The organism is Bradyrhizobium sp. WSM2793 (assembly GCF_000379585.1).
Classification (GTDB): Bacteria; Pseudomonadota; Alphaproteobacteria; order Rhizobiales; family Xanthobacteraceae; genus Bradyrhizobium.
Genome location: NZ_KB902795.1, coordinates 34,124 through 48,695, shown reverse-complemented (window position 1 = coordinate 48,695; position 14,572 = coordinate 34,124). Strand labels below are relative to the sequence as shown.

Below are 14,572 nucleotides of genomic sequence, written 5' to 3'. Positions count from 1 at the left end.
ATGACGTCGGCTCGATTATCAGGCTCCAACGCATCGACCTCCGCTCACACCAAACTGCTCGACGACCGCCGCTTCCGCGCGCTGCTGTCGGACGAGGATTGGGGCCGCCTGCCGCTCGCGACCTGGCGGCGTTTCTCCAAACGCGTCGCGGACGGCGAGAGCGTCGTCTATGTCGGCGTGGTCGACGAGGTCTCCTTCAGCGAGATAGGCTGGTGGTTCGCCCAAGCTGCGCGCCTGATTGGTGGCCCGCTGCCGACCGGCCGCGACACCGGTGTTCCCATGATCGTCACCGTGACCGAGGACGGCACGACCGGCGGTCAGACCTGGACCCGCATCTGCGCGCGCAAGCGCGGCTTTCCGCACGTGATCCATTCCGCCAAGCGTTTTGCCGGTCCGACCGGGCTCGAGGAATATGTCGGCTTCGGCGTCTCGATGGCGCTCCGCACCGCGGTCGAGGACCAGACGCTGACCTTCCGCAGCGCCGGTTATGGGCTCCAGCTCGGACGCCTGTGGATCCCCTTGCCGCGCTGGCTCACGCCGGGCGATCTCACGGTGACGCACCGCGATCTCGGCGAGGGCGCATTCCGCTTCACCCTCGATGTCATTCATCCACGTTACGGCGCGCTGATCCACCAGTCCGCCACCTTCAGGGAGGCCGTATCATGACGCCGCTGTTGTGGACGCTCATCGCCATCCAGATCGTGATGGGCGTGTTCGACACCTTCTATCACCACGAATTCACCGAGCGCCTGGCCTGGCGGGTGTCGCAGCGCTTCGAGCTCAAGCTGCATGGCATCCGCAACATGCTCTATGCGCTCTTATTCCTGCTGCTCGGCTGGCTCGAGGTCTATGGCGTGCTCGCAATGCTGATCGTCGCGATCCTGGTCGCCGAGATCGTCATCACGCTGATGGATTTCGTCGAGGAAGATCTGAGCCGGAAACTGCCGCCGAGCGAGCGCATCAACCACACGCTGCTCGCGATCAATTACGGCGCCATTCTGGTGCTGCTGCTGCCCGTGCTGATCGACTGGGCAATGCAGCCCTTTGGCGTGATCGTCGTCTATCAGGGCCTGCTCAGCATCGCCGCGACCGCCTGCGCGGTAGGTGCCGGGCTCTGCGGCCTCAGGGATTTTGCCGCAATGCGCCGGCTCGGCCGCATGCGCAGCGTTCCCGCCGAGGGGCTCGTCGAGAAGCTCCCCGGCCGCAAGACCGTGCTGATCACGGGCGCCACCGGCTTCATCGGCAGTCGCCTCGCGGCGAGCCTCAGCGCCGCGGGGCATCACGTCATCGCGCTGATCCGGAACCCCGCCAAGGCCGAGATGCTGCCGTCGCCGGTCACGCTGATCACGAGCCTCGATCAGCTCGGCGCGGACACGCCCATCGACGCCATCGTCAATCTCGCCGGCGAGCCGATCGGCAACGGCTTGTGGACCGAGGCGAAGCGGGCGAAGATTCTTGGCTCACGCATCGACATGACCGGTGAGGTCGTCAAACTGATCGCACGGCTCGATCGCAAGCCCGAGGTGCTGGTCAGCGGCTCCGCGATCGGCTGGTACGGATTGTGGGCCGACCAGGTACTGACGGAGTCCGCCAAGTCGCACGCCTGTTTCAGCCACGAGCTCTGCGCGGCGTGGGAGAAGGCGGCGCGGCCGGCGGAGGAGCTTGGTGTCCGCGTCGTCTGCTTGCGCATCGGCCTCGTGCTGGGCACCGAAGGGGGCTTCGTCACGCGCATGCTGACGCCGTTCGAGTTCGGCCTCGGTGGTCCCATCGGCACCGGGCGGCAGTGGATGTCCTGGATCGAGCGCGACGATCTGATCCGGCTGATCGCCTATGTGATGGCAACGCCCGATCTGTCGGGCCCGGTCAACGCCACCGCGCCGATCCCCGTCACCAACGCAAAGTTCACCGAGGAGCTCGGCCGCCGCCTGCATCGGCCCGCGATCTTCCGCATTCCCGGCGGCCTGTTGCGCCGGATCGGCGGCGGCATTGCCGACGAACTGCTGCTTGGCGGTCAGCGCGTGCTGCCGAACAAGGCGCTGAGCCGCGGCTTTGTGTTCAAGCACGAAACGCTGCGCAGCGCGTTCGAGGCCATTCTGTGAGACATCAGGTGGCCGCCACGCTCCGGAACGTCGCCGCCACCGCGCGTAGCGCCGCGAGCTTGGCGGGATCGCTGACCTTCGAATGCAGCATCACCTTCGAGCTGCCGAGTTTGGGCAGTTTGTGCACGGGTCCAATATCGACCAGCCCGGGAGGCGCGATCCGCCGCGCCAGCGGCGCAATCGCAAGCCCGGCCAATGCAGCTGCGACCACCGCGGTGACGCCGCCGCCGACAAAGCGCTCGCGCCAGGCGAGGCCGGCCTTGTCGAGCGCGCGCACGGCGACGGCGCGGACGCCGCAGGGCGGGGCGAGGGTCGCAAGCGGCAGCGCTTCGCCCTTCGGCAGGGTGAAGCGTCGTGCGGCGAACCAGCCGAACCCGTCCTCCGTCAGCTTCTCGCCGCCGCGGCGGCTGCCTTCCTGGCGCACGATCACAGCATCCAGTTCGCCGGCGTCATAGGCATCCTGCATCTCGCGCGAGAAGCCGATGGTGACGGCGAGGGTGAGATTTGACGACATCGCGTGCAGGCGTTCCAGCAGCGGCACCAGTTCGGGGCCGGCGGCGTGATCGGAGATGCCGAGCGAGAGCGACTGTGCGGTCGGGGCCTCGCCGGACAGCGCGCGGTCATGCGCCGCCATCAGCGCGCGGGCGCGATCGAGGAAGCTGGCGCCTTCGGCCGTGAGCCGGACCGCGCGCGGCGAGCGCTCGACGAGGCGTTTTCCCAGCAATGTTTCCAGCCGCTGCAGTTTGAGACTGACCGCCGCCTGGGTCGTGCCTAGCGCCTCCGCGGCGCGGGTGAAGCTCTGGAGGTCGGCGACCAGCAGGAAGGCCTTGATCGTGGCGATGTCGAGGGTGGCTGTCATTATGGATCGTTATCACTGGTATCAATAGAGATAAGATATCAAAATGACTAGGGAAGGTCTAGCTTCTCACCAACGCCGCGCAAATCCCGCGCTGCATCTTGAGGAGAGCCACCATGCCGCTGATCACCGTGTCCTACACCTCGTCCCGCCAGTCGCCCTCGCTGAAGGCCGAGATCGCCAACGCAGTGTCCGAGCTCACCGCAAAGATCCTGCACAAGGATCCCAAGGTGACTGCCATCATCGTGAAGTCGGTCGAGGCCGGCGACTGGTTCGCCGGCGGCAAGTCGCTCGCCGAGCAGAAGCTTGCCAGCTACTGGATCGACATCCACGTCACCGAAGGCACCAACACCAAGGACGAGAAGGCCGCTTATCTTGCCGCCATGTTCAAGCGCATGGCCGAGATTCTGGGGCCGCTGCATCCCGAGACCTATCTGCATGTCGACGAGGTCAAGGGCGATGCCTACGGTTTCGGCGGCCTCACCCAGGAACGCCGCTACATCGCCGGCAAGCTCGACGTGTCGCTGCAGGCGGCGTGAGGTTGCAGGCCGCGGGTGAGCCATCTCACCCGCGGCCTGATCGTCAGCTCGCGGTGCGGAACTGAACCTCGGAATTGTTCAGGAAGCAATGCTAGACCGCCGCTTCGGGCACCAACGCCTTGGTCGGCCCGAACAGCTCCTCGAACGCCTGCCGAAGCGCGATGTCGACCTCAGCCATGGTCACGAGCTGGCCGAGATCGACCAGAGAGGTAACGCCGTAGCGGGGATCGACCACGCCGCACGGTACGATGCCGGTGAAATGCGACAGCTCCGGCTCGATATTGATGGCGATGCCGTGGAACGAGACCCAGCGCTTCAGCCGCACGCCGATCGCCGCGATCTTGTCCTCGTAACCTTCGCCCTTGTCGGGTCGCCTGACCCAGACGCCGACCCGGTCCTCGCGCCGCTCGCCGCGGACATTGAAGGCGGCGAGCGTGCGCAGAATCAGCTCCTCCAGGCTCGCGACATAGGCCCGGACGTCAGGCCGACGGCGCTTGAGGTCGAGCATGACATAGGCAACCCGCTGGCCCGGCCCGTGATAGGTGAGCTGCCCGCCGCGCCCGGTGGCGAAGATCGGGAATCGGGGGTCGCGCAGGTCGCTATCCTTGCCCGAGGTGCCGGAGGTGTAGAGCGGGGGGTGTTCGAGCAGCCAGACCAGCTCCGGGGCCTCGCCCGCGGCAATGGCGGCGACCCGGGCTTCCATGGCGGCCACCGCCTCCAGATAGGGCACTGGCGCGTCCGAGATTCGCCACTCCACGGGCTGGCCCCGGGATGTCGAAAACGACGTCAAATCCAGCTCTTGGCGCGGGTTTTGGGGCAAATTAACCATTGGCTAACCATAACGTGGTGATCATTGCAGGCGCAAATGCCAAGGCCTTGTTCTAAGTCCTTGGTCCTTAGTCCCTGGTTGCGGCGGTCCTGACAGTGCCCACTCTCGATAAAGTCACCGTGGATCTCATGGTCGTCCTCGGGACGACCACGATGCCGATCCATCAAGTATTACGTCTTTCCCGCGGCGCCATCATCGAGCTGGACGCAACTGAGGCCGATGAGGTCAAGGTTTTGGCCAATAATCTGCCGGTCGCCTCCGGCGTCGTGCTGGTCGACCGCAACCGGATCGCGGTCGAGGTCAAGCAGATGCTGCCGCGCACGCCGGGGACCCGATAGGGCCCGGTGCACGCGGTCGCGGCCCGGGCATGCGGTAGGGCACTGGACCTGCGGTAAGGGCCGATTCGGGGGAAGGCCAGGAACTTTCCTGCAAAGCTGTGGAATTCAGGGCCTTTGCAGGCTTGTACCCCTCTGATGGATTTGTTAGATCGGCGCCGTTGATCCGGCCGGCTTTCAAGCCTCAAGCCGGCATCCCCAAAGCGCTCGTGGCGGAACTGGTAGACGCGCTGCCTTGAGGTGGCAGTGAGTAAAATCGTGGGGGTTCGAGTCCCTCCGAGCGCACCACCTTCATCCCTATTGTTGTTTGGGCTGGATTTCGGCGGCGGCTTCGTGCGCCGCCCATTGATCTGACGGATCATGCGCGCAACCGCCGGCGGGGACGTCCGGCGGGAAGATGCTGTCGTAGATCGCACGCGCCTCGCGGATGAGGCGCTGCCGCTCGAGTTCGGATTTAGAGACGAAGCGGACGACGTTGCTCATTCGCGTTCCACGATTTCGTTCGCGCGCCGCCAGACCGGAAACGGGTCTGCGAGCTTCGCCCATTCCGTGACGTTCATGGCCGGCTTGCCCGGCACAAGGCAGGCATCCAGGCGTGCGCGGAGCGCGCGCTCGTCCATGCCCGCGCCGATGAACACGATTTCCTGGCGACGATCGCCATAGACGTCGTTCCAGTTCGCGCGCAACCGCTTGCGCCAGAACGGGTCGTCCGGCCAGCGTTCCGCAGGCACGCTCGCCCACCAGAATCCAAGGGCCTCCGTGCGCGTGATCGCGCCGGCCTGGCTGATCTCGCCCAGCCATTGCGGCCGCGTTGCCAGCCAGAAATGTCCCTTGGCGCGAATGACGCCGGGCCAGGGCTCTCGCACGAACTTGTCGAACTTTTCGGGATCGAACGGCCGGCGCGCGCGATAGACGAAGCTGCTCACGCCGTATTCCTCCGTCTCCGGCACGTGATCGGCAAAGCCGTAGAGTTCCTTGAACCAGAGCGGATGCGCTTGCGCCTTTTCGAAGTCGAACCGGCCGGTGTCGAGAATGCGATCGAAGGCGACCCGGCTGTGGTTGGCTTCGATCAGCTCCGCTTCCGGATTGAGCGCGCGGATGATCTTTCGCGCTGCTTCGCGTTGTGCCGGCGAGGCGTCATCGACCTTGTTGAGCACGATCACGTCGGCAAATTCGATCTGCTCGACGAGGAGATCGACCAGCGTGCGCTTGTCGTTCGCCAGCGCTTCGCCGCGCAGCTCCAGGAAATCCGTCGATGAATAATCCCTCAGCAGATTCACCGCGTCGACCACGGTGACCATGGTGTCGAGGCGTGCCACGTTGGAGAGGCTTTCGCCGTCCTCGGCACGGAAGTCGAAGGTCGCCGCAACCGGCAGCGGCTCGGAGATGCCGGTGGATTCGATCAGCAGATAATCGAACCGGTCGTTTTCGGCGAGGGCGCGCACCTCCTTCAGGAGGTCGTCGCGCAGCGTGCAGCAGATGCACCCATTGGTCATCTCGACGAGCTTCTCGTCAGTCCTGGACAGGTTCGCACCGCCACCACGGACCAAATCCGCATCGATGTTCACCTCGCTCATGTCGTTGACGATCACCGCCACTTTCAGGCCGTGCCGGTTGTTCAGGACGTGGTTCAGCAAAGTGGTCTTTCCAGCCCCGAGGAAGCCGGACAAGACGGTGACGGGGAGTTTTCGCATGGAGATCGAACAGTCTTTTCAAGGGGATAGGGTGACGGTTGGGCATCGGGACCGGATATGTAATGTTATAACATTACATTCATTGCTGGGGTCGTCGTCAAGCCGTTTTGCGGCTCAGCTGGAGTTACGAACGTTCAAGTGATTGTTCTTTGCCCTGCACGGAGCGGTCGGGGCAGGCAGAATGCCGGACGGCTCGAAAGACGAGCGGCGGCCCGTTCAGAGGTTGCTCACGACTGCGGCAAGAACACCAGCAGCCAGGCGCCCGCGGCCACACATGCAATCCCTGCAGCGCGCGCGATCCATCGTCCGACCGGCGTAACTTTCTCCAGGAGGACAAGCAGCGCCAAAACCGCGATCCAGAGCACGTTCATCACGCCGCCTACGAACAACAGCGCCATCAAGACCCAGCAGCAACCGACACAATAGCCTCCGTGCCGAAGTCCCAGCAGCAGGCAGCCGCGCAGGTCGCTGCGAAAGCCGCCATGGCGCATCAGGAACAGAAACGGCGACTGGCATTGAGCGAGACAGACGTTCTTCAACGGCGTCCATTGATAGACACCCGCCGCGACCAGCACGATGGCGCCGAGCAGGTTGCTTGCGAGCGCCATCCGGGAATCCAGCAAGGCGGCCCGCTCGACCGCCCATTGGAGAAAGGTGGCTGCCAGCGAAAAGCCGCACCAGGCGAGGAGATAACCGGCCGCAAACCAGCCGGTCGCGGCGAACGGCTTGCCCTGTGCTTTGCCCTGTCGGCCGACGCGGGCGTACATCAGGATCATGGGCGCAGCGGAGGGGGCCATCATTCCGATCATCATCACCGCCCACATCAGGAGCACGTAGGCGAACTCGAACGTTCGCCACGCCTCGCTCGTCGGCAGCATGATTCCGATCCCGGCCGGGATCATGCGGAATCCGGTCATGTCCATGCCGCCCATGTCCATGTCGTTGGCGAGCCAGAGCACATAGCTCCATGCCAGCGCGACAATGAGGCCGATCGCGCCGCCGACGATCCAGCGATCGCGACGCAGCACGGTTTCCAGTGGGCTGTCCTTCATTTGCGATCGAAATTGGCGGCCCTGACGCAGGCCGGTATCGGAAGTTTACATCACGCCTGGTTCGACCAGCGGATCGGCGCATAGAGGCCGTTCCTGCCGGAATTATCCCAGCGCATGCCATGATCGCTGAAAGTATTGCCCGCGGCGCCGACGGCCATCACCATGGCATCGGGGCTGACCGGATGGCCGATGTTCGCCCACATCTCCCCGCTCGGATGCATGGTTGGCAGGGGATCGACGGACATGTGCAGGATGCCGGGGATTTCCGCGGACCGAGTCTTGCCGTCGATCCGGAACGTGATCGGGACCTTGCGCACCCCCAGGTTCTTGCTGATCAGCGGCGTGAACGCGGCCATCGGACCGCCGGCACCGCCGGTGAAGATCGCAGCCATGGCCTCGGTCTGCTCATCACTGGCGCGCTCATCGATATAGGCGGCCACCGACCAATCTCCGTCTGCCATGACCCCAGGTGCGTGGAGGATCACGAGGACGTTGAGTCCATCGAGCTCGATCTCACCATAGCGGCCGCTTTCGATGTGGAAGATCAGCGGTACGTTGCAGAAGCCCTCGGTCGGTCTCGCGGTCAATGGAGGCGCCGCCGACACCAGACAGGGACACACGATGCTGCAACTGCAATTCTCGAAATAGTCACCGGAAAGGTGCCATGGGACATCCGCCATTGCTCGCTCCCGCTAGGCCGAACCCGATAGATGCTTTCGAATGAGCTACGTAGAGTTGAAAATTACGCCTCGCGACGAAGTCCCGCAATGGGGCTCGGCCGACCTACGGAAAAGTGCACCGATCAGCTGGAACTGCACCTGAACTCTCAACGCGGCCGCCACTCGAGTGCCCAAAAGTCAATTTTCCCTTTGAAATCTCGGATATTTCTGCACTTGATCAGAACATGGCGCGAACCTACTGCGGTTCGATTCCGGCCGCTTTGATGATCCGTCCCCATTTGCCGATCTCGGCTTTCAGGAACGTTTCGAGGGCTTCCGGCGTCGCGCGCTCAGGCTCGACCGGCGCCATGCTGAGCTCGGCAAAGCGGCTGATCAGCGCGGGATCCTTCAGCGCCGTCTGCAGTGCGCCCACGAGATGATCGACGACGGGCTTGGGCGTGCCGCGCGGTGCGTAGAGGCCGTACCAGGTCGTGACATTGAACTCGGGAACGCCGGCTTCAGTCGAGGTCGGCACATCAGGCAGCGTCGCGACACGCGTCTTGCTGGTGATGGCATAGCCTTTGATCGTCTTCGACTGGATGTACGGCGTCGGCCCGGTCGCGGGATCGCAATAGACGTCGATATGGCCGGCGATGACGTCGTTCAGCGCCGGTCCGCCGCCCTTGTAGTAGATCGGGGTGAGCTTGGTGTCCGTGGCGCTCATGAACATCAGGCCGCAGAGCTGCGAGGCCGAGCCGAGGCCGACATTGCCGAAAGTGACCTTGTCACCGGCATTGCGGATGTGCGTGACCAGCTCGCTGAGATCCTTGGCCGGAAAGTTCGGCCGCGCCACCAGGATCATCGGGACGTCGGTGACCAGCCCGATCGGGGCGAAGTCGCCGACCGGGTCGAACGGCAGCTTGGCATAGAGGGCAGGGGCGGTGGCCTGGCCGACATGCATCAGCAGCAGCGTGTAGCCATCCGCGGCCGCCTTGGCGACGCGGTTGGTGCCGAGCGTGCCGCCGGCGCCGACGACATTCTCGATGACGATGGACTGTTTCAGTGTCGCGCTCATGGCGCTGCCGAGGATACGCGCGATGACGTCGCCGGGACCGCCGGCGGAGAACGGCACGATGACCGTGACCGGGCGGGCGGGGTAGTCGTCCGCGATCGCCGCATCGCGAGGGCAGAGCAGGAGGAGCAGGATCAGCGATCGTACGAGAAACTTCATCGAACACTCCCTGGCGGCGTTGTTCTAGTCGTCGGAAGGCGCCGCCTCCTTGGCCGCCGACGATTTTTCGATCATGTCGAGCGCGGCCACCGCAGCCGCATTGATGTGGTCGACGCAGCAACGCTCGGCGAGATCCGGATCGCCGTTCTGGATCGCGCGCCAGATCGCGGTGACCTCGCGAAGGCTCTTGTTGATCCGCTTCGGCTGCGACATCGAGGTGATCCGCAGCAGCTGGATGCGATCGTGCAGCGGCTTGAGCATGCGTTCGATGAAGGCATTGCGGCAGCCGCCGATCAGCGCCGCGTAGAAATCGGTCTTGGCTTCGAGGCTGCCGACGAGGTCCTGCTTGGCGGCGGCGGCCTTCAGCCGTGTCAGGGCGTCGCCGATCCGGCGCGCGACCTCGGGGTCGTGAAGCCTGGCGCATTCGCGGCCGGCGAAGCCCTCGAGCACCGCGCGTGCCGCGTAGAGCTGCCGGGCCTCTTCGAGGCTGATCGTGGACACGACGGGGCCGCGGTGCGGAACCGTATTGACCAGCCCGTCGGCTTCGAGCGCACGCAGCGCTTCGCGGATCGAGGGGCGGCTGACGCCCATCATCTCGCAAAGCTCGCGCTCGACCAGGCGCTGGCCCGGTTTAAGCGTCCCCGACATGATCGCCTCACGCAGCTTCTGCGCCACCATCGCCCGGACGGTCGGGACGTCCTCGATGCGGAGTGTCGACTGCAATTCGCGGCGTCTTTCCATGTCCGGGTCCTGTTCGGGAAAACTCAGTACCGGTTTACAGGCAGAATCATCATTTCGGCAATTTGAACGTGGGCGGGCTGGTCGAGCGCGAAGACGATCGAACGGGCGATATCGGCCGGATCGAGTGCCATCCTGAACTGGTCGAAATAGTCCTTTTCCTTCTGCTGATCGCCGCGGTAGCGGGTCAGGATGATGTTGGTCCGGGTCAGGCCGGGCTGCAGCTCGGTAACCCGGATCGCGGTTTCCGCCAGCTCGCCCCGGAGGGTTTCGGTGAACATGTGCACGCCCGCCTTGCTGGTGCTGTACGCGGCCATGTCGGGCACGATCCGCACCGCGTTGATGGAGCTGATGTTGACGACATGGCCGACGTTGCGCTGGACCATGCCGGGAAGGATCGCGCGCGTGACGCGCATCAGGCCGATCAGATTGGTCTGGATGATGTTGGACCAGTCGTCCGCAGAACCGATGTCGAAGCGCGTCCGGCCGCCGATGTCGTGGCCGGCATTGTTGATGAGAATTTCGACCGGCTTGAAGTGGGCGGGAATGGCGTTCGGCAGGGCATCCACAGCCTTGGCGTCGCTGATGTCGAGTTGGATCGGAAATACCGCGTCGCCGCACGTTGCCGCGAATTCCTGCAGCGCCTTTGCGTCGCGATCGACCAGCACGACGCGGCGGCCGCTGTCGAGCAGCGCCTTGGTGATGGCCCGTCCCATACCGCCGGCGGCACCGGTCAGCACGACGGTTTGTCCCGATTGTTCAGTCATCGCAGCACTCCCATTCCAGTTCTCATGCAACCGACCAGCCGCCGTCGATCGGCAGGCTGGCGCCGGTGATGTCGTTTGCGGCCGGACCGCAGAGGAAGACGACCATGGCGGCGACCGCATCCATTTCGACGAAGCGCTGCGTCGGCTGACGCTCGCCGAGATAGTCGCGCGTCACGTCCTCGACCGGACGATCGCTGTTCGATGCCATCGTCGCGATCTTGTTCAGGATGGCGGGTGTCGGCAGCGTGCCGGGGCAGAGCGTGTTGCAGGTGATGCCGCTGCGCGCCGTCTCGATGGCCACCGCGCGGGTCATGCCTGCGATCGCTGTCTTGGTGGTGACGTAGTCGATGCGGTCCTCGACCGCGCGGCTTGAATAGATCGAGCCCATATTGATGATCCGGCCCCAGCCGCGCTGCTTCATCGCCGGCAGCGCCAGGCGGATGAGGTGGAACGGCGCCGACAAATTGACGGCGAGGGCCTGGTCCCAGCGCTCGGGCGGAAACTGGTCGATGGCAGAGAAATGCCGCACGACGGCGTTGTTGACGAGGATGTCGATGGCGCCGCAGCGATCGAGCAGGTCCGCCATCATGGGCTCGATCGCTTCGCGCCGGGACAGATCGGCGCCGGCTGCGATGACCTCGACGCCGAAGCGGGCGCGCAGATCATCTGCGACCTGTTTCGGCTGAGCGAGATCGTGCAGGACGATATTGGCGCCCGCGCCGGCAAGGCCCTCCGCGACGGCGAGGCCGAGGCCCGCGGTCGCACCGGTCACGAGTGCCCATTTGCCCTTCATCGCGGCCACGCTCCGCTACTTCCTGTCGAGCTCGGCGAAGACTTCCTTCGCGTTCCGGAACGCATCGACGCCCGCCGGCACGCCGCAATAGATCGCGACCTGCATGAAGACCTCACGGATCTCCTCCTTGGTCGCGCCATTGGCGAGCGCGCCACGGACATGGGTCTTCAGCTCGTGCGGGCGATTGAGCGCGCAGAGCATTGCGAGGTTGAGGAAACTGCGTGTCTTGCGGGTGAGGCCTTCGCGGCCCCAGACGTAACCCCAGCAATATTCCGTGGTCAGATCCTGCATCGGCCGGTTGAACTCATCGGCGGAGGCGATCGCCTTGTCGACGAATTCGTTGCCGAGCACGCTCTTTCGGATTTCGAGGCCGCGGTCGTAGGTCGCCTTGTCCATTGTGATCTCCGTTTCTTGGTTTGGTGTTGTCAGCTCTTAGGTCAGCTCTTGGGCCAGAACGGTTTTGCCAGGGCGAGTTCGGGCGGGAACACCGTGACTGGAATGCCGGCTTGCCACTGCACGATGGTCATGCCCGCGCCAACGCGGCGGCCTTTCTCGTCGAACTTGATCTCGCCCAGTGGGTAATATTTCGAGGGGCCGCCATCCATGGTGCGCAGCGCTTCGCCGACGGCGACGCGATCGGCCTTGCCGGCCTTCTCCAGCGCGTCCTTGATCACCCACATGTCGCCATAGGTGGAGATCGCGTTCTGTGTCATCCACGGCTCCTTGTAGCGGGTCTTCAACTCGGCGATCAGCGCCTCATGGCCCTTGGCGCCCCAGCTGGCAACGCAGGTCAACACGCCCTGGAGCAGCTCGGGGCTAACGGTCTGCAGCATGTCGGGCTCGGCGATCGCGATGCCGAAGGAGATCGTCGGAATCTTGCCCTGGCCGAGGCCGAACTCGTTCATCTTCTCGAGCAGCAGCTTTGCGTCCGAGATCACGGTCGGCAGGAAGAACAACAGATCGGGCTTGGCCGAACGTATCTTCTGCACCAGCGATGTCGCATCCGCCAGCGGCGGGGTGAAGGTCTCGTCGACGATCAGCTGCAACTGGTTCTCCGCCAGCAGGCCGTCGCGCATCGCCTTGGCGGAGGCGATCGAGGCCCCCGTGTTATCGGTGAGGATCGCGACCGTCTTCGGTCGCTTGCCGGAAGCCGTCTCCGCCAGCTTGATGAGCTGGGGCAACGCTTGTCGTGCCTGCGACCCCGCGGTGGCCGCGGTCTGGAACACGTATTTGAATCCGCGCTCGGTGATCAGGTCGGAGTAGGAGAGGGTGAGCATCGGCAGGTTGGCGCGCTCGGTCACTTCAGTCACGGCGAGGGTGAACGAGGACAGATAGGCGCCGCTGGCCGCGACCAGATCGGTCTCCTGCGCCACCATACGCTGCGCCGCGTTCTTGGCCTTCTCGGTGGTGTCGCCGGAATCCAGCACCACGAGCTTCAGCTTGGCGCCGCCGAGCGCCTTGACGCCGCCTTGCGCGTTGATGTGGTCGATCGCCATCTCGGCGCCTTCGCGCATCACCGTTCCCGGGCGGGCATAGAGTCCCGAGATCGGCACCAGCAGGCCGACCTTCACTTCAGAAGGTTGCTGCGCCCAGCCGGCGCGGGACGCGATCAGCGTGCCGGAGGCGCCGGCCAGCAGCGTTCGCCGCGATATCGTGATCTTGCTCTTGGCAGTCATGACAATTCTCCTCCCTGAAAAATTGCGCGACGTTGTCAGGATTTCTTCGGCCAGAACGGCTGCGCCTGCGCGAGCTCGGGCGGATAAACGGTGACAGGCACGCCCGATTGCCATTGCACGATGACGACGCCGGCGCCGACCCGGCGGCCCTTCTCGTCGAATTTGAGCTGACCGCCCGGATAATATTTCGACGGACCGGCATCCATGGTGCGGAAGGCCTGCGCGACCGCGTTGCGGTCGGCCTTGCCGGCCTTCTCCAGGGCTTCCTTCATCAGCCACATGTCGCCATAGGTCGAGATGACGTTCTGCGTCATCCAGGGCTCCTTGTATTTGGTCTTGAGCTCGGCGATCAGCGCCTCGTGGCCCTTCGAGCCCCAATTGGCGACGATGGTCATGATGCCTTGCACCGTCTCCGGGCTCACGCTCTGCAGCATGTCGGGCTCGGCAATGGTGATGCTGAAGGACACGGTCGGGATCTTGCCCTGGCCGAGGCCGAACTCGCTGATCTTCTCGAGGCCCAGCTTGGCGTCCGACACCGCATTGGGCATGAACAGCAGCAGGTCGGGCTTTGCCGAACGAACCTTCTGGATCAGCGGCGTCGCATCCGACAGCGGCGGGGTCCAGACTTCCTCGACGACGAGCTGGAGGCCCTCCTGCGCGAACAGCCGCTCCTTGAGAGCCTTGGCGGTGGCCACCGACGTCGCGGTGTTGTCCATCAACATCGCCACGGTCTTCGGCTTCTTGCCCGAGGCGTTCTCGGCGAGCTTCATCAGCGTCGGCAGGCCGAGCTCGGACTGGCGGCTCGCGGTCGCGGCGGTCTGGAAGATGTATTTGAAGCCGCGGTCAGTCAGCAGGTCCGAATAGGACAGCGTCAGCACCGGCAGTTCGGCGCGCTCGGTCACCTCGGTGACGGCCAACGTGAAGGAGGACAGATAGGAGCCGGTGGCGGCGACCAGATCAGGCTCCTGCGCCACCATGCGCTGCGCCGCGTTCTTGGCTTTTTCTGTGGTATCGCCGCAGTCGATCACGACCAGCTTCAGCTTGGCGCCGCCGAGCGCCTTGATGCCGCCCTGCGCGTTGATGTGCTCGATGCCCATCTCGGCGCCCATCTTCATCACCTGGCCGGGGCGGGTGTAGATGCCCGACAGCGGCACGATCAGTCCGACCTTGATCTCGCCAGGTGCCTGCGCGCGCGCTACACCGGCGAGGCCGACGGCCGCGGCGCCGGAGAGCACGGTGCGGCGCGTGAGGCCCGTCGATATTTTGCTTTTCGATGTCTTGTCCATTTTGTTTGCTCCCAGGTC

At 64.5% G+C, this 14,572-nt stretch carries 17 protein-coding genes and 1 tRNA gene; 5 read left to right on the top strand and 13 right to left on the bottom strand.

Going from position 1 to position 14,572, the window contains the following annotated elements; genetic code table 11:
* Entirely contained in the window at positions 1-666 is a 666-nt protein-coding gene (locus tag A3AS_RS0126905; protein ID WP_018320636.1) for a DUF4166 domain-containing protein, read from the top strand.
* Entirely contained in the window at positions 663-2,099 is a 1,437-nt protein-coding gene (locus A3AS_RS0126900; RefSeq protein WP_018320635.1) for a TIGR01777 family oxidoreductase, read from the top strand. The genes A3AS_RS0126905 and A3AS_RS0126900 overlap by 4 nt, the downstream gene beginning before the upstream one ends.
* 4 nt (positions 2,100-2,103) lie before the next feature.
* Here the strand turns inward: A3AS_RS0126900 and A3AS_RS0126895 are convergent, their stop codons facing one another.
* Positions 2,104-2,958 carry a LysR family transcriptional regulator gene (locus tag A3AS_RS0126895; RefSeq protein WP_018320634.1) on the bottom strand — a complete coding sequence of 285 codons (855 nt, stop codon included), beginning with the start codon at positions 2,956-2,958 and terminating at the stop codon, positions 2,104-2,106.
* Between the two features lie 113 nt (positions 2,959-3,071).
* On the opposite strand from A3AS_RS0126895, the gene A3AS_RS0126890 reads away from it, so the two are divergent.
* Positions 3,072-3,494 (top strand): 4-oxalocrotonate tautomerase family protein, encoded by a 423-nt coding sequence (locus A3AS_RS0126890; RefSeq protein ID WP_018320633.1) that lies wholly within the window; start codon positions 3,072-3,074, stop codon positions 3,492-3,494.
* A 91-nt stretch (positions 3,495-3,585) separates the two neighbouring features.
* On the opposite strand, the gene lipB is transcribed toward A3AS_RS0126890, so the two are convergent.
* Positions 3,586-4,323, bottom strand: a complete 738-nt coding sequence (gene lipB / locus A3AS_RS0126885; protein ID WP_018320632.1) for a lipoyl(octanoyl) transferase LipB — start codon at positions 4,321-4,323, stop codon at positions 3,586-3,588.
* A 95-nt stretch (positions 4,324-4,418) separates the two neighbouring features.
* Between lipB and A3AS_RS0126880 the strand changes: the two genes are divergently transcribed.
* Positions 4,419-4,661, top strand: a complete 243-nt coding sequence (locus tag A3AS_RS0126880; protein WP_011088012.1) for a FliM/FliN family flagellar motor switch protein — start codon at positions 4,419-4,421, stop codon at positions 4,659-4,661.
* 200 nt (positions 4,662-4,861) lie between these two features.
* Positions 4,862-4,946: transfer RNA gene (locus A3AS_RS0126875), tRNA-Leu, on the top strand.
* Positions 4,947-4,955: 9 nt separating this feature from the next.
* On the opposite strand, the gene A3AS_RS43860 is transcribed toward A3AS_RS0126875, so the two are convergent.
* The 11 genes from A3AS_RS43860 to A3AS_RS0126820 all read right to left on the bottom strand — a co-directional run bounded on the left by A3AS_RS43860 (position 4,956) and on the right by A3AS_RS0126820 (position 14,554).
* On the bottom strand, positions 4,956-5,141 hold the full coding sequence (locus A3AS_RS43860) for a hypothetical protein (protein ID WP_049814997.1): 186 nt from the start codon (positions 5,139-5,141) through the stop codon (positions 4,956-4,958).
* Positions 5,138-6,352: a zinc metallochaperone GTPase ZigA gene (gene zigA, locus A3AS_RS0126865; RefSeq protein ID WP_026202391.1), complete on the bottom strand. Its 1,215-nt coding sequence runs from the start codon at positions 6,350-6,352 to the stop codon at positions 5,138-5,140. Before zigA ends, A3AS_RS43860 begins: the two co-directional genes overlap by 4 nt.
* 227 nt (positions 6,353-6,579) lie before the next feature.
* The gene (locus A3AS_RS0126860) at positions 6,580-7,404 is read right to left on the bottom strand and encodes a DUF2182 domain-containing protein (protein WP_018320631.1); all 825 of its coding nucleotides are present in this window, start codon (positions 7,402-7,404) and stop codon (positions 6,580-6,582) included.
* Positions 7,405-7,454: 50 nt separating this feature from the next.
* Complete coding sequence (locus tag A3AS_RS0126855) at positions 7,455-8,084, bottom strand: DUF1326 domain-containing protein (RefSeq protein ID WP_018320630.1); 630 nt, start codon at positions 8,082-8,084, stop codon at positions 7,455-7,457.
* 235 nt (positions 8,085-8,319) lie between these two features.
* The gene (locus tag A3AS_RS0126850; RefSeq protein ID WP_018320629.1) at positions 8,320-9,294 is read right to left on the bottom strand and encodes a tripartite tricarboxylate transporter substrate-binding protein; all 975 of its coding nucleotides are present in this window, start codon (positions 9,292-9,294) and stop codon (positions 8,320-8,322) included.
* A 24-nt stretch (positions 9,295-9,318) separates the two neighbouring features.
* Positions 9,319-10,035 carry a GntR family transcriptional regulator gene (locus A3AS_RS0126845; RefSeq protein WP_018320628.1) on the bottom strand — a complete coding sequence of 239 codons (717 nt, stop codon included), beginning with the start codon at positions 10,033-10,035 and terminating at the stop codon, positions 9,319-9,321.
* Positions 10,036-10,058: 23 nt separating this feature from the next.
* Positions 10,059-10,799 carry an SDR family oxidoreductase gene (locus A3AS_RS0126840; RefSeq protein WP_018320627.1) on the bottom strand — a complete coding sequence of 247 codons (741 nt, stop codon included), beginning with the start codon at positions 10,797-10,799 and terminating at the stop codon, positions 10,059-10,061.
* 22 nt (positions 10,800-10,821) lie between these two features.
* Entirely contained in the window at positions 10,822-11,592 is a 771-nt protein-coding gene (locus A3AS_RS0126835; RefSeq protein WP_018320626.1) for an SDR family oxidoreductase, read from the bottom strand.
* A gap of 15 nt (positions 11,593-11,607) precedes the next feature.
* On the bottom strand, positions 11,608-11,988 hold the full coding sequence (locus A3AS_RS0126830; RefSeq protein WP_018320625.1) for a carboxymuconolactone decarboxylase family protein: 381 nt from the start codon (positions 11,986-11,988) through the stop codon (positions 11,608-11,610).
* Between the two features lie 41 nt (positions 11,989-12,029).
* Entirely contained in the window at positions 12,030-13,268 is a 1,239-nt protein-coding gene (locus A3AS_RS0126825; protein WP_018320624.1) for an ABC transporter substrate-binding protein, read from the bottom strand.
* Positions 13,269-13,303: 35 nt separating this feature from the next.
* Complete coding sequence (locus A3AS_RS0126820; RefSeq protein WP_018320623.1) at positions 13,304-14,554, bottom strand: ABC transporter substrate-binding protein; 1,251 nt, start codon at positions 14,552-14,554, stop codon at positions 13,304-13,306.
* Positions 14,555-14,572: the final 18 nt, after the last annotated feature.

What these genes read in the sequence shown, in the direction of transcription:
- A3AS_RS0126830 (WP_018320625.1), bottom strand. Translation starts at nt 11,988, where the DNA reads ATGGACAAGGCGACCTACGACCGCGGCCTCGAAATCCGAAAGAGCGTG.
- A3AS_RS0126900 (WP_018320635.1), top strand. Translation starts at nt 663, where the DNA reads ATGACGCCGCTGTTGTGGACGCTCATCGCCATCCAGATCGTGATGGGC.
- A3AS_RS0126860 (WP_018320631.1), bottom strand. Translation starts at nt 7,404, where the DNA reads ATGAAGGACAGCCCACTGGAAACCGTGCTGCGTCGCGATCGCTGGATC.
- lipB (WP_018320632.1), bottom strand. Translation starts at nt 4,323, where the DNA reads ATGGTTAATTTGCCCCAAAACCCGCGCCAAGAGCTGGATTTGACGTCG.
- A3AS_RS0126890 (WP_018320633.1), top strand. Translation starts at nt 3,072, where the DNA reads ATGCCGCTGATCACCGTGTCCTACACCTCGTCCCGCCAGTCGCCCTCG.
- A3AS_RS0126895 (WP_018320634.1), bottom strand. Translation starts at nt 2,958, where the DNA reads ATGACAGCCACCCTCGACATCGCCACGATCAAGGCCTTCCTGCTGGTC.
- zigA (WP_026202391.1), bottom strand. Translation starts at nt 6,352, where the DNA reads ATGCGAAAACTCCCCGTCACCGTCTTGTCCGGCTTCCTCGGGGCTGGA.
- A3AS_RS0126845 (WP_018320628.1), bottom strand. Translation starts at nt 10,035, where the DNA reads ATGGAAAGACGCCGCGAATTGCAGTCGACACTCCGCATCGAGGACGTC.
- A3AS_RS0126850 (WP_018320629.1), bottom strand. Translation starts at nt 9,294, where the DNA reads ATGAAGTTTCTCGTACGATCGCTGATCCTGCTCCTCCTGCTCTGCCCT.
- A3AS_RS0126855 (WP_018320630.1), bottom strand. Translation starts at nt 8,084, where the DNA reads ATGGCGGATGTCCCATGGCACCTTTCCGGTGACTATTTCGAGAATTGC.
- A3AS_RS0126825 (WP_018320624.1), bottom strand. Translation starts at nt 13,268, where the DNA reads ATGACTGCCAAGAGCAAGATCACGATATCGCGGCGAACGCTGCTGGCC.
- A3AS_RS0126840 (WP_018320627.1), bottom strand. Translation starts at nt 10,799, where the DNA reads ATGACTGAACAATCGGGACAAACCGTCGTGCTGACCGGTGCCGCCGGC.
- A3AS_RS0126905 (WP_018320636.1), top strand. Translation starts at nt 1, where the DNA reads ATGACGTCGGCTCGATTATCAGGCTCCAACGCATCGACCTCCGCTCAC.
- A3AS_RS0126835 (WP_018320626.1), bottom strand. Translation starts at nt 11,592, where the DNA reads ATGAAGGGCAAATGGGCACTCGTGACCGGTGCGACCGCGGGCCTCGGC.
- A3AS_RS0126820 (WP_018320623.1), bottom strand. Translation starts at nt 14,554, where the DNA reads ATGGACAAGACATCGAAAAGCAAAATATCGACGGGCCTCACGCGCCGC.
- A3AS_RS43860 (WP_049814997.1), bottom strand. Translation starts at nt 5,141, where the DNA reads ATGAGCAACGTCGTCCGCTTCGTCTCTAAATCCGAACTCGAGCGGCAG.